Here is a 12789-nt window from a genome sequence, read left to right on the forward strand (position 1 = left end):
TTCGCTACTCTTCACCGCCGAAAGCGTGCAATCCCAATTGTTGAAAGCCCAAGAGCGTCGGAGCTCCAGCCCCCTACGACGACGACCCCGCACGGAGCGAGCGCCGCACCGGCAATCGCAGTCCCGCTGAACCCGGCGGGAAGCGAAGTCAACGTACGTCCCATCGTTCCGAATGTCGGATCAAGGCCACCACCAGAGAGATGGCGTGAGAGCGCCATGCGTGGCTCAAGGGTCGGAGAGGCCGGGAGGCTGCTACCCGCAAGGAGATATCTGTCCCCCGGTTCGATCAGGAGCGCATTTCCGAAGTCGTCCCGGCCTTGGAAGTCGGACGTGGCGACACCGCCGTCTCCAAACGTCGGGTCGAACGCGCCGGCCTCCGTGAGGCGAATCGCGATGAAATCGCGGGGGGCCGTTGTGCCGTAGAACCCACCGAGCAACGGGCGTCCAGCGGTGTCGACCACGACCGTCTGCGCGGTCTGCGAACCGGGGCCTCCGAAATTGGTCAGAAAGAAGCCCGCGTTGCCGAAGGTTGCGTCCAGCGCGCCGTCGGCGCTGAGACGCACGGCCACCATGTCTGTGCGACTCGCTGCGGGATCCCGGCTGATTCCGGCGGCGAGGATCTTCCCTCCCGGCACTAGTGCCACACTTCTCGCCTCGTCGGGCGTGCCCCGCACATCGACCATGGCGCGCCCGCCGCTTCCGAACGTCGTGTCCAGTGAGCCATCGGCGTTGTATCGAGCGAACGCCATGTCAGCGACGGTGAGGTCATCGGTGAGCGTCTGGCCGGCGACCAGAATGCGCCCATCGGCCATGAGCGCCATCGCCATCGCCTGGTCGGTCCGCGTTGCAAAGTCGGTCAACACGACGCCCCCGTTGCCGAATGTCGAGTCGAGCACCCCATCGGACGAATAGCGGAGGACCGCGAAGTCGAAGTTCTGCCCGACGAAGCGGGTGTAGCCCGCGATGAGGATCTTCCCATCCGGCTGCAACGCGATGGCTCTCAGAACATGGCTCGTATTTCCCACCTTCGTCTCGACGAGGCCCGCGGTTCCGAACGCGGGATCGAGACTGCCGTTCGACAACAGGCGAACAACCGCGAAGCCATCCCCGTTGTTCGTCTTCGTTCCGCCCACTACGATCTTGCCGTCACCTTGGATAGCTACCGCGCGCGCACTTGCGGTTTCGTTCCCGTAGGAGAGCACGACCATCCCCCCGTCCCCGAAGGTAGGGTCGAGGGTCCCGGCGGGCCCGGTGCAGGCGGAGCCGGTGTCGGACGCGTCTCCCGCGTCGGGGGCGGCGTCGGCGTCGGGGGTGTTGGTGTCGGGGCCGTCGGGGCCGGCTTCTGTAGGCGAGCTCGCGTCCGGGGTAGCGACGTCGGCGCAGGCCGCGCCGTCGCAGGCGGGCGGGGGTTCGGTGTTGCTGCCGCAGGCGAAAGCCGCGAGCGTGAGGGCGAGCGAGGCCCCGGCGCCGTACAGGGCCGCTCTTCGTTTCGGCAGCATCATCGCCCCACCCTTCCTTCCACGCTTCTCTCGTTCCACATCCTCATCGACGCACCCTTCCTTGATGGGCGCATCGCCCACTCCTCATGGGGTACGTCAGGACGGCGACGTTGTCGCGCGGCGGACGAGAATAAGTCGTGTGGACCCCCCCCGAGTCATCGTCGGCTAGGTTTAGCTTCGAATGGCGTGGCGTCAAGCCGCGGGCGGTGCAGCTCGACGAATCGGGCGGCGACTCAGGCAGCGGTCTCGGCGGAGGCCGTGGGGCCAGGGCGCGCGAAGCGCGCCCCTCTCGTGCTCACCCGAGCGCCGCGCGGATGCGCACGAGCACCGCGGGGAGCTCCCGCTCCACGTGCCACGCCTTCACGCGAAGGACGCGCACGCCGTAGCTCTCGAGGTACCCATCCCGCTCGCGGTCGCGCCGCTCGCGGCCGACGTGGGAGGCCCCGTCGACCTCGACCGCGAGCCGCGGTTCCGGCGCAAAGAAGTCGACGATGACCGTGCCGAGGACGACCTGGCGCCGGAATTTGACGCCGAGCCGGCGCCCGCGCAGTGCCTCCCAGAGGATGCGCTCCGACGCCGTGGGGTTGCGCCTGGAGTACTGGGCGCAGGGGGCGAGAAACGTGCGTTCGTGACGGAAAGACGGAAAGAGAAAACGCATAGGGCCTCCGTGCCGGCGAGGGCGCCGGCTTCGTGCCCCACCGGCGCAGACGCCGTGACAGCGGCAAACTTCGCCCCGCGCCTGACTCCGATGCCGCTGGCGCGGCGTGTGCGCCACGGCACGACGCCGGCGCCCTCGCTGGCACGGAGGAAGTGAGTCGCGAGCCTCTCGATCACGCGGCTCGCGACGATCGCAAGGGTGCCTTCACTCGTTGGAGATCGAGGGGCCCGAGCCGTGCCGCGGTTCTGCGCCTCCCCCTCCTCGCTCGCAGGCTTCGCGCAAGCGGGTGTCGCGACGAGCCGTGGGAAAGCGAAGCCGAGAACGAGGTTTGGGGGAGGCCGACCGGCGAGGAAAAGCTCACACCGAGAAACGCGACGAACGAGAGAACCCGCGAAGACCTCGAATCGCCATGGGGCTTTTGCTCGCCGGGCGGGTGGGGGCAACGCTGCTCTCTCCCTCGTGATCGCCCCGCGGGATGCACGTCTCCTTCTCGTGGAGGTCGTCGGGGTGGATGGGATAGGGGAAGACGAAGCCGTGCTCCCAGGCGTGCTCGACGAGCCACTTTCCGCCCTTGGTGCAGCCGAAGCCCTGACGGAAGACGGTCTCTCCGGAGGCCTTCCACTCGGCGGTGAAGAGGTCGATGGTGGTGCCGAGCTGGTGTTGGCTATGGCCCGGGAGGGCGGACTGCTCGGCGGCGGAGCAGAAGTCGCTGCGCTTCACCCACCCTTGGAAGGTGACACACTGGGCGAGATAACTCCGATAGACGGACTCGATGTGGCCTGGGACGCCCGCGCGCGCCATGGCGGCGAGGAGCTCCTTCATGGCCATGGCCGCCTCTTTGCGGAGGCACTGGTACTTTTCGCAGTCGGCGGGGGAGCGGGGCTGGAACTTGACGACGTCGACCATGTCGGTCGGGGCGTAGTCGGGAGCGAGTGCGCCTTGGGGGGAGCGGTTGACGAGGGCGAGGAGGTCGTCGCCGTCGACGAAGGAGGCCTTGAGGTCGCGCGGGGCGAGGAAGTTCTTCTGTGCGCCCTTGGCGAGGACGGCGCAGGCGATGCGTGCGCTCTCTTTCATGGCGCCGTAGGGGTCCTTCGGGGGCGCGTCCGTGGCCTCGGCGCTCGCGTCGGCCGAGGCGTCGCCCGTGGGGAGGGCCGCGTCGTTGGCGGAGAGCGCGGAGAGCGCGGCGTCGCGGGGAGGGGCGTCGAGGGCGGCGTCGGCGGGGGGCTCTTGAGGGGCCTGCGGCGCGCTCTTTCCGCACGCGGCGAGCGCGACGAGCGCGGTCGTCAGGGCGAAGGGCAGGGCGCGCAAAGAGGGCCTCGCGAGGGCCTCTCATAGGCGAAACGGGGGAGATGAGAGGGGTTCGTGGGGCGGGGCCGAAGCGCGTGCGGAAAAGGGGGAGAGCAAGGTGCCGCCAACGCGCGGGTGCTCGGGCTTGCCGATGGTCGCGAGGAGAGAAGGTGCCGCCAACGCGCCGGTGCTCGAGCTTGGCGGTGGTCGCGAGGGAGAGAAGGTGCCCCCCCTCGCAGGTGCTCGGCCTACGGCCTGCGCGCCTGCGGTCCCCCCCAAATCGCGAGCTCCGCTCGCTCAGGGGGGGACGCAGAGAGAGACGCGCGAAGGAGCGCTACATGACGCGGACGCAGGCGGCACCGTCACTGAGGAGGTGGTAGGCGCTGCCGGCGGGGACGACGATTCCGGGATCTCCCGCGCTGGCCTTGATGGTGGCGTCGTCGGCGGTGGCGTTCCAGACGACGCGAAGCCAGCCTTCGGCAGGACCGGGGGGTAGGGTGAGGTCGAAAGCGGCGCCGGGGGCGCCGTCGAGCTTGAGCCGCTCGAACTGAGCCTCGTTCTCGGTGAGGGTGGCAGACCCCGCGACGGTGTAGACGCCCAGGAGCTCGGACTGGGAGAGAATGGGCTCGATGACGGAGGGGCCTTGGGGGCCGACGCACTCCCAGGTGACGTCGTTGTCGACGATGGTTCCGCCACGAGTGGTCGGCCAAGGAGTAGGCTCGGCAGCGCCGGCGGTTCCGCGAGAGAGGGCGCGGTAAACGTACCCGTTCGGGACGGTAGGCTCGACGGACTCACCCGGAGAATACTGCCTGCCGGTGACCCATGGGGTGTTGGGGCCGAAGAGGCCCATGGACCAACCGCCCGACTCGACGGCGCGCCACGCGGCAGGGAAACGCGTCGTGTTGGAGCGGTTGACAATGAGGTCTCCGGCGCTGAACCAGCCGACGAAGCCGGTGTCGGAGCCGGTGCCGCCGAGCCAGTCCGTCGTGCCGACGTCGTGATCGGCCGAGGCGCCGGTGAGCCGGTTCCAGCCCTGAGCTTGGGTCCCGAACCAAACTCCGTCGTCGAAGGTGACGTGGCCGGGCCGCGGGAGGCTGTAACGACTGGCGAAGTGCATGCCAATGAAGTAGCCGCTCCCGCCCCAACGAAAGTCCCACTGTCCGGTCTCCGGGTTCCAGACGCATTGATAGCCTGCATCGGTACCTTCGACGAGAGGGAACTGCTGATGCGACCAGGCGAATGCGGCTTTGGCGTCGACCTTGGAGCCGGCCTGGAACGAGGTGATTTGGCCGCCATCGGAGGAGCCGAACCAGACGTTGTCGGCGGAATAGTACCCCGGGGTGAAGACGGCAGCGAGGCCGGTCGTGCCAAGGGTGACGATGGCGGGGCCAGCGCCGTACGGATCATGGGTGGGCGGGATGAGAAAGGGCCCGTTCCACGTCGTGCCGTCGTCGATGGACCACCGGTATTCTGCGGAGGCGCCAGCGGCTTCGCCCCAGGCGTTCTTGCCATCCGGGTAGCCGGCTGTGGTGATCTCGATGCGAACGGCGGCGTAGGGCTCGATGAGGTACCCGCGAAGGCGTAGCGTAGGTGGGTTCGTCCCTTGGGCTGTCAGTGCGGGCCCGGTCGTCGAGACGAAGGTGACGGGCTGTGCCTGGTGAGCGTAACCTCCGTAGTAGGAAGACCGCGGGGTCTCGCCAGCCTCACCGAATCCTCCGAGCACCGTGAGGTTGTTGGCCTCGAAGGCATTCGGAGGCTGATTGCCTTCGTGGTAGCACCCGAGGAAGCTCGATGCTCCGGGGGAGCCTGGAGCCACGCAATAGCCACCTTTGAGGTTCTCGGCGGTGTGGCAGGAGATGTAGGTGCAGCCGAGAAACGAGGCCTCATAGACCCCGTAACCCTTATTGCTCTGGGCGTCAAAGCCGATGGCCAAGCCGTTATTCGAATCGTTGCCGACGGTATGGAGTCCGTCGCCGCCGTTCTCGGTCGCTCGCGACCACTGGACCTGCCAGTTCGAAGCGGATCCGCCGACGATCGTGTCGATGTAGATTCCGTGGGAAGAAAAACCAGCGAAGGTGCACCTGCTGACGAAGGTGGTCGTGTGCATCTGAAGGCCGTAGGCGCCCGCCACGGAGTGGCCGACGGCCTGGCACATGATATCCTCGATGGCGCAGCCGTCGGCGCGAAAGTCGTCCGGTAGACCCATGCCGCCATGCCAGGTCCGAATGGCCGTGACACCTTCGTCCGCCAGCAGCACGGTACGGGAGCGTAGTCGCCGTACCGATGCGACCCAGCGCCGCGGAGGAGCACCCCGCGCCCGATCTCGATCGTGGACCCGATACGGTAGTAGCCCGGAGGGATGTGGACCACTGCGCCGAGGCCATATCCAGGGAGGTTCGGGACGGCGTCGATGCAGGCTTGAATAGCCGGCGCCGAGTCCGTCATTCCGCCGACGATCGCGTCGTAGTGCGTATTTCGGACCATCGCGATCGGACAAAACGGCGCATCGCGATCACCCAAAACGGGGGATGCCGATCACCCAAAACGGGCATCGCGATCGCGGCATGAGGTGACGGTCTCCTGGGGGCTCCAGCCCATGGCGTCTACGACGGCGGCATGGCGACCGAGAGACTTCCGATGCACCGTCTACGAGAGATTTTAAGGCAAAGCTGGCCCTCGGCCTCAGCCACCGGGAGGTCGCGCGCTCGGTCGGCGTGAGCCCGAGCACCGTGGCGGCGGTCTTCGCCGACGCGAGGTCGCACGGGCTGACGGCGGCGAGCGTGGAAGCGCTCTCCGACGCGGAGCTCGAGACGTACCTCTATCCCCCAGCTCCACCGTCGTGCATGCGTCCTGAGCCCGACTGCGCGGCGTTGCACGTCGAGCTGCGGCGACCGGGGGTGACGCTCGCGCTCCTGCACATGGAGTACCTGGCGGCCCAGCCGGACGGGCTACGGTACACCGCGTTCTGCGATCGCTACCGGGCGTGGCAGAAGCGACGCTCACCCGTGATGCGGCAGACGCACGTCGCGGGCGACAAGATGTTCGTCGACTACGCCGGGATGCGTCCGCGATTCGTGGAGCCCGAGACGGGAGAGGTCGTCGAGGTCGAGCTGTTCGTCGCCGTTCTCGGGGCGAGCAACTACACGTACGCCGAGGCGACGCGGACGCAGCAGGTGCCCGACTTCGTCGCGAGCGTTGCGCGGGCGCTCACGTTCTTCGGCGGTGTGCCGCGCGCGATCGTGCCCGATCAACTCAAGAGCGCCGTGGTGAAGGCGTGCCGCTACGACCCTGGCGTGCAACGCACCACCGCCGAGCTCGCGCGCCACTACGGCACCACGATTTGCCGGCGCGGCCGAAGTCGCCGCGCGACAAGGCGAAGGTGGAGGTCGGCGTCCAGGTTGCCGAGCGGTGGTTGCTCGCGCGCATCCGGGACGAGGTTCTCGAGCCTTGGCGAGCTCAACGCGCGCCTGCGTGAGCTCGTTTCGGACCTCAACACGCGGACGATGAAGACGTACAAGGCGAGCCGCCGCGAGCTCTTCGAGCGCCTCGACAAGCCTGCCCTCGGGCCGCTCCCCAGCAGGGAGTTCGAGACGCAGACGTGGAAGAAGGTTGGCCTCAACGTCGACTACCACGTCGCGTTCGACGGCCACTTTTACTCGGTCCCGCACGGCCTGCGTCATGACGACGTCGAGCTCTGGCTTCGGGCGACGCCAAGCGCGATCGAAGTCTTCCACGGGCGCGAGCGCGTTGCCGCGCACGTGCGGAGCTACAGCCGCGGAGGCTTCACGACCACGACCGAGCACATGCCGAGCAGCCACCGTGCTCAGGCCGAGTGGACCCCCTCGCGCATCCTCGACTGGGCCGAGCAGATCGGCCCCTCACACACGCAGCCTCTGCGAAGCCATCCTCGGAGGGCGTCATCACCCGGAGCTGGGCTACCGCTCGTGCCTCGGACTGTTTCGGCTCGCGAAAAAGTGCGGGAACGAGCGACTCGACGCGGCCTGCCGTCGAGCGCTCTACGTGGGCGCGCGCAGCTACCGCTCCGTGCTGACGATCCTGAAACACAACCTCGACACGCAGCCGCTGCCCCAGCCCGAAGCCCCCGCCGCGACCGGTCCAGTCCACGAAAACGTCCGCGGCGCCGACTACTACCACTGAGAGAAACAAGGAGAAGACATGCTGAGAGAACCGACTCTAGAGAAACTTCACGCCATGCGGTTGGGCGTGCTCGCCTCCGCCTGGCTCGAGCAGGACAAGTCTCCCGACACCCTCGCGATGGCCTTCGACGATCGCTTCGCACTCCTCGTCGAAGCCGAGATGCTCGCTCGCGAAAATGCTCGGCTCGCGAAAAATCTCCGCGACGCGAAGCTCCGGATCACCGACGCGTGCATCGAGGGAATCTCCTTCGCCCGTGAGCGTCAGCTCGACAAGCCCATGGTGCGCCGGCTCGCGACATGTCGTTGGGTCACCGAGCACCAGACGGTGATCGTCACGGGAGCCACCGGGACGGGCAAGAGCTACCTCGCATGCGCCCTCGCCCATGAAGCGTGCCGCAAAGGCTTCCGCGTCGTCTATCGACGCGTGGCGCGGCTCTTCGACGAGCTCCGCATCGCGCGCGCGGACGGCAGCTACCACCGCGTCCTGTCTCGGATCGCGAAGGCGGACGTCCTCGTGCTCGACGACTTCGCGCTCGCTCCCCTTACCGAGGAGGCGCGCCGAGATCTGCTCGAGATCCTCGAAGACCGCTACGGCCTTCGCGCGACCGTCTTCACGAGCCAGATCGGACCCGACCGATGGCACGCGTACCTGGCCGACCCCACCGTCGCGGACGCCATCTGCGATCGTGTGCTCCACGGCGCTCACAAGATCGCGCTCACCGGGCCCTCGCGGCGCAAGACGCAGGAAGAATCGAAGTCAGAAACTTGAGCTCAGCAAGGCGGGCCGCTTACCCTGCTCGCGAGCCTGGAACCGATCATCCAGAGCCTCAGGGAGACGTCGCTTCGCTCCGATCGCGATGACCCGATTTCCGTGATCGCGATGCGCCGAAACGGCCGATCGCGATGGGCGAAATGCGCATCGTAGGGCACGGCGCCGAAATTGATGACGTTGAAGCTCGGGAATGAGGCAGGGCCAACCGACACGGCGCGCCGAGTGGACCAGGTGTAGCTCGAGCCGGCGACGTAGATACCCGCTGGGAACGCGGCCGTGATACCGGTGGCGGGAAAGGCGAAGATGCTGCCGACCGGGAGCGTGAGCGCAGCCGCGGGTGGAGCGGGGAAGTACGATGTGCCGCCGTCGAGCGAATAGCGAAACAGGGAGCTATTGCCTGCGTCGATGGCGACGACGAAATCGTAGTCGCGCGCGGGCTCGCCGGAAATCGTCACGACGGGTAGTCCGGCACCGCTCGGCGTGACCGCGGAACGAAAACCGGTTCCGCCGAAGAGCGTCTGGTTGGGGTGCGCGAGGATGCGACCCTCGAGGGTGACGGAGGCCCCGTTCGGCTCCAGCGTGGCGCCCTCGTCGAAGAAGACCTGCACGTTCGCTGGGACGGTGAGGGTGGAACCGGGCGAGGTGACGTAGGTGCCGGAGGGGAAGTGGAGAATAGCTCCGGTGGACGCGGCGGCGGCCGATGCCGCAGCCGAAATGGCCGTTTCGTCGGAGCCGGCGCCGGTGACACCGTAGCTCCTCACATTGAACATGAGCCGCGCCGAGGTGTCGCGGGAGGCGCGGGGCTGGATCGCGAGGTTCCCGCCCTCGTCGCATGTGCCCACGACGTACTCGCTGCCGTCCGGACGCTCGACGCGAATGAGCCGGCATTGGTCCGCTGCTGTCGCGGCGTTCACGTCGGTCGCGACGACGAAAGATGTGCCCGCGCCAGCCCCGACGTCGAGGCCGGTGAGTGGGCCATCCGCGACTTCGCCTGCGACGAGGACGGAAACGTCAGTGCCAGTAACCGTCTTGGCGACTCCAAAGACCGTTTTTGATGTCGCGAGATTGGATCGCGATGCGCGCGCCACTTCGGGTCGGCCGAGTAGTCCGTCCCATCCCGTAACGCATACAGCATCGCCCGTGGCGATTGAGCCCACGACGGAGCATAGTGTTGCCATTCGCCTTTCCTCCCCGACTTGTTGTCTGAATGTTCGTCGTGGCGACCTATCGCCACATGCGAAGTACTCCAATGGCACTTTTTGACAGTGGAGAGCCTAGGTCGTACTCCCAGGTGCCAGCCACGAGCGTGGTGCATCGCGTTAGGGATACGGCCGTCGCGGACAGCCTGGAGTTCGCAGGGGGGGGCACGAAAGTGCGGCCTGCGCTGCCGAACGTAGGGTCCAGAGCGCCGTTGGGAAGCAACCGAGCGACGCTGGCCCCGTAGGTGTCGGGTTGACTGCCGTTTCCGCTGTTTCCAACGGCGAGGATTCTGCCGTCTGCCTGAAGCACTAGCTTGAGGCTCGCGTCGCCACGGCCCCCGAAGTCGACCGTCGCGAGGCCGGACGTGCCGAAGGATGGGTCAAGTGTACCTGCGGCGCTGAGGCGAATGAGCGCAAAGTCCGCGTTCGTCCACCCGGTCAAGATCGCAGCTCCAGATGGCGTGAGGACTACGTCGTTGGCAAGTTGGCTTCCAGCTCCGAACGCAGATATGAACTTCCCTGCGTTGCCGAAGCTCGTGTCGAGTGAGCCGTCGTCCTTCAGGCGGGCCGCAGCGAAGTCGAAGCGGCCTGAGAGCGCGGAGGTCTCTTTCGAGCGGCCAGCGATGGTGATTGCGCCCGCCGGCCCGAGGGCGATGGCGCCGCCCTCGTCACTGGTCCCACGCATATCGAGGGTGACACGACCGGAGACGCCGAACGTTGCGTCGGCCGTGCCGTCGCTGTTGAGTCTTAGTACTTCGAAGTCCGATGTTCCGGCGGGAGTCTGGGCGTCTTCGCTAGTGCCCCCAACGATGATCCTCCCGTCAGTCCGGACCGTTAGCGCGTTTGCGAAGGCTTCACGCCCGGGGTACTCGGCGATCACAACCCCTGCGACGCCGAACGAGGGGTCGAGCTCGCCTCCCGCCAGATGGCGAGCGACCGTGATTCGACCAGCGGTGCCGGTGGTTCGGGAGCTTCCTGCAACGAGAACCTTCCCGTCCGGCTGCAGTGCGATGGCCTTCGTTGCCGTACCGAATCTCCCGGTAAAGCTCTCGACGACTCCGGATGCGCCGAACGCTGCATCGGGAGTGCCGTCTGGGAGTAACCGGACGAGGATCGCGCTCCGTCCTCCGTTCTCGGCGCCGGCTACGAGTACCTTCCCATCGTCGAGCGCCAAGACGGCGTCAGCACTGGGCGCAGGGAGCTTGAGCCATATCATACCCGCGTCGCCGAAGCTTGTGTCTAGCGTGCCCGCTTGCGCTACGCATGGCGAGCTACCGTCGTCGGCGTCCGGGCTTCGCGCGTCGAATGCGTCGCTGAGCCCGCCATCGGGGGGCTGGGAGCTCCCGTCTGGTGCATCAGGGGGCGTGGCCGTGTCGACGCTGACGTCGAGGCACCCCGGGCCCTCGCACGCCGGTGGCTCGTCACTGCCGCAAGCGAAGACGACGGCTCCGCACAGCGCTGCGGCACCGACCGCACACAAAGCGCGCCGCCCGACCCTTCTCTCGTTCCACATCCTCATCGACGCACCCTTCCTTGATGGGCGCATCGCCCACTCCTCATGGGGTACGTCAGGACGGCGACGTTGTCGCGCGGCGGACGAGAATAAGTCGTGTGGACCCCCCGAGTCATCGTCGGCTAGGGTTTAGCTTCGAATGGCGTGGCGTCAAGCCGCGGGCGGTGCAGCTCGACGAATCGGGCGGCGACTCAGGCAGCGGTCTCGGCGGAGGCCGTGGGGCCAGGGCGCGCGAAGCGCGCCCCTCTCGTGCTCACCCGAGCGCCGCGCGGATGCGCACGAGCACCGCGGGGAGCTCCCGCTCCACGTGCCACGCCTTCACGCGAAGGACGCGCACGCCGTAGCTCTCGAGGTACCCATCCCGCTCGCGGTCGCGCCGCTCGCGGCCGACGTGGAGGCCCCGTCGACCTCGACCGCGAGCCGCGGTTCCGGCGCAAAGAAGTCGACGATGACCGTGCCGAGGACGACCTGGCGCCGGAATTTGACGCCGAGCCGGCGCCCGCGCAGTGCCTCCCCAGAGGATGCGCTCCGACGCCGTGGGGTTGCGCCTGGAGTACTGGGCGCAGGGGCGAGAAACGTGCGTTCGTGACGGAAAGACGGAAAGAGAAAACGCATAGGGCCTCCGTGCCGGCGAGGGCGCCGGCTTCGTGCCCCACCGGCGCAGACGCCGTGACAGCGGCAAACTTCGCCCCGCGCCTGACTCCGATGCCGCTGGCGCGGCGTGTGCGCCACGGCACGACGCCGGCGCCCTCGCTGGCACGGAGGAAGTGAGTCGCGAGCCTCTCGATCACGCGGCTCGCGACGATCGCAAGGGTGCCTTCACTCGTTGGAGATCGAGGGGCCCGAGCCGTGCCGCGGTTCTGCGCCTCCCCCTCCTCGCTCGCAGGCTTCGCGCAAGCGAGTGTCGCGACGAGCCGTGGGAAAGCGAAGCCGAGAACGAGGTTTGGGGGAGGCCGACCGGCGAGGAAAAGCTCACACCGAGAAACGCGCCGAACGAGAGAACCCGCGAAGACCTCGAATCGCAATTGGGCTTTTGCTCGTCGGGCGGGTGGGGGCAACGCTGCTAACGCTGCTCTCTCCTCATGATCGCCCCGCGGGATGCACGTCTCCTTCTCGTGGAGGTCGTCGGGGTGGATGGGATAGGGGAAGACGAAGCCGTGCTCCCAGGCGTGCTCGACGAGCCACTTTCCGCCCTTGGTGCAGCCGAAGCCCTGGCGGAACACGGTCTCACCCGAGGCCTTCCACTCGGCGGTGAAGAGGTCGATGGTGGTGCCGAGCTGGTGTTGGCTATGCCCCGGGAGGGCGGACTGCTCGGCGGCGGAGCAGAAGTCGCTGCGCTTCACCCACCCTTGGAAGGTGACACACTGGGCGAGGTAGCTGCGGTAGACGGATTCGATGTGGCCGGGGACGCCGGCGCGCGCCATGGCGGCGAGGAGCTCCTTCATGGCGCTCGCCGCATCTTTGCGGAGGCACTGGTACTTTTCGCAGTCGGCGGGGGAGCGGGGCTGGAACTTGACGACGTCGACCATGTCGGTCGGGGCGTAGTCGGGAGCGAGGGCGCCTTGGGGGGAGCGGTTGACGAGGGCGAGGAGGTCGTCGCCGTCGACGAAGGAGGCCTTGAGGTCGCGCGGGGCGAGGAAGTTCTTCTGGGCGCCCTTGGCGAGGACGGCGCACGCGATGCGGGCGCTCTCTTTCATGGCGCCG

8 protein-coding genes and 1 pseudogene are annotated in these 12789 nt (G+C 67.6%); 2 read left to right on the forward strand and 7 right to left on the reverse strand.

Annotated features, from left to right (window positions below):
* Positions 1–11: 11 nt before the first annotated feature.
* The 4 genes from IPK71_12810 to IPK71_12825 form a co-directional block, all read right to left on the reverse strand.
* On the reverse strand, positions 12–1502 hold the full coding sequence (locus tag IPK71_12810) for a hypothetical protein (protein ID MBK8214614.1): 1491 nt from the start codon (positions 1500–1502) through the stop codon (positions 12–14).
* A gap of 292 nt (positions 1503–1794) precedes the next feature.
* Complete coding sequence (locus IPK71_12815; GenBank protein ID MBK8214615.1) at positions 1795–2157, reverse strand: DUF559 domain-containing protein; 363 nt, start codon at positions 2155–2157, stop codon at positions 1795–1797.
* Between the two features lie 357 nt (positions 2158–2514).
* Positions 2515–3465, reverse strand: coding sequence for a M15 family metallopeptidase (locus IPK71_12820; GenBank protein ID MBK8214616.1), 951 nt, complete (start codon positions 3463–3465; stop codon positions 2515–2517).
* A gap of 313 nt (positions 3466–3778) precedes the next feature.
* Positions 3779–5701 (reverse strand): hypothetical protein, encoded by a 1923-nt coding sequence (locus IPK71_12825; GenBank protein ID MBK8214617.1) that lies wholly within the window; start codon positions 5699–5701, stop codon positions 3779–3781.
* A 359-nt stretch (positions 5702–6060) separates the two neighbouring features.
* Between IPK71_12825 and IPK71_12830 the strand changes: the two are divergent.
* Positions 6061–7602, forward strand: a pseudogene (locus IPK71_12830) (IS21 family transposase).
* Positions 7603–7620: 18 nt separating this feature from the next.
* Positions 7621–8370, forward strand: a complete 750-nt coding sequence (locus IPK71_12835) for an ATP-binding protein (protein MBK8214618.1) — start codon at positions 7621–7623, stop codon at positions 8368–8370.
* A 2-nt stretch (positions 8371–8372) separates the two neighbouring features.
* On the opposite strand, the gene IPK71_12840 is transcribed toward IPK71_12835, so the two are convergent.
* From IPK71_12840 to IPK71_12850, 3 genes are all read right to left on the reverse strand, one after another.
* Positions 8373–9551 carry a hypothetical protein gene (locus IPK71_12840; GenBank protein MBK8214619.1) on the reverse strand — a complete coding sequence of 393 codons (1179 nt, stop codon included), beginning with the start codon at positions 9549–9551 and terminating at the stop codon, positions 8373–8375.
* Positions 9552–9597: 46 nt separating this feature from the next.
* Positions 9598–10788, reverse strand: coding sequence for a hypothetical protein (locus IPK71_12845; protein MBK8214620.1), 1191 nt, complete (start codon positions 10786–10788; stop codon positions 9598–9600).
* A gap of 615 nt (positions 10789–11403) precedes the next feature.
* Positions 11404–11700 carry a DUF559 domain-containing protein gene (locus tag IPK71_12850; GenBank protein MBK8214621.1) on the reverse strand — a complete coding sequence of 99 codons (297 nt, stop codon included), beginning with the start codon at positions 11698–11700 and terminating at the stop codon, positions 11404–11406.
* Positions 11701–12789 lie beyond the last annotated feature (1089 nt).

The organism is Myxococcales bacterium (assembly GCA_016712525.1).
In the GTDB taxonomy this organism is placed as follows: domain Bacteria; phylum Myxococcota_A; class Polyangia; order Polyangiales; family Polyangiaceae; genus JAAFHV01.

What these genes read in the sequence shown, in the direction of transcription:
- IPK71_12850 (MBK8214621.1), bottom strand. Translation starts at nt 11,700, where the DNA reads ATGCGTTTTCTCTTTCCGTCTTTCCGTCACGAACGCACGTTTCTCGCC.
- IPK71_12815 (MBK8214615.1), bottom strand. Translation starts at nt 2,157, where the DNA reads ATGCGTTTTCTCTTTCCGTCTTTCCGTCACGAACGCACGTTTCTCGCC.
- IPK71_12810 (MBK8214614.1), bottom strand. Translation starts at nt 1,502, where the DNA reads ATGATGCTGCCGAAACGAAGAGCGGCCCTGTACGGCGCCGGGGCCTCG.
- IPK71_12845 (MBK8214620.1), bottom strand. Translation starts at nt 10,788, where the DNA reads ATGATATGGCTCAAGCTCCCTGCGCCCAGTGCTGACGCCGTCTTGGCG.
- IPK71_12835 (MBK8214618.1), top strand. Translation starts at nt 7,621, where the DNA reads ATGCTGAGAGAACCGACTCTAGAGAAACTTCACGCCATGCGGTTGGGC.
- IPK71_12840 (MBK8214619.1), bottom strand. Translation starts at nt 9,551, where the DNA reads ATGGCAACACTATGCTCCGTCGTGGGCTCAATCGCCACGGGCGATGCT.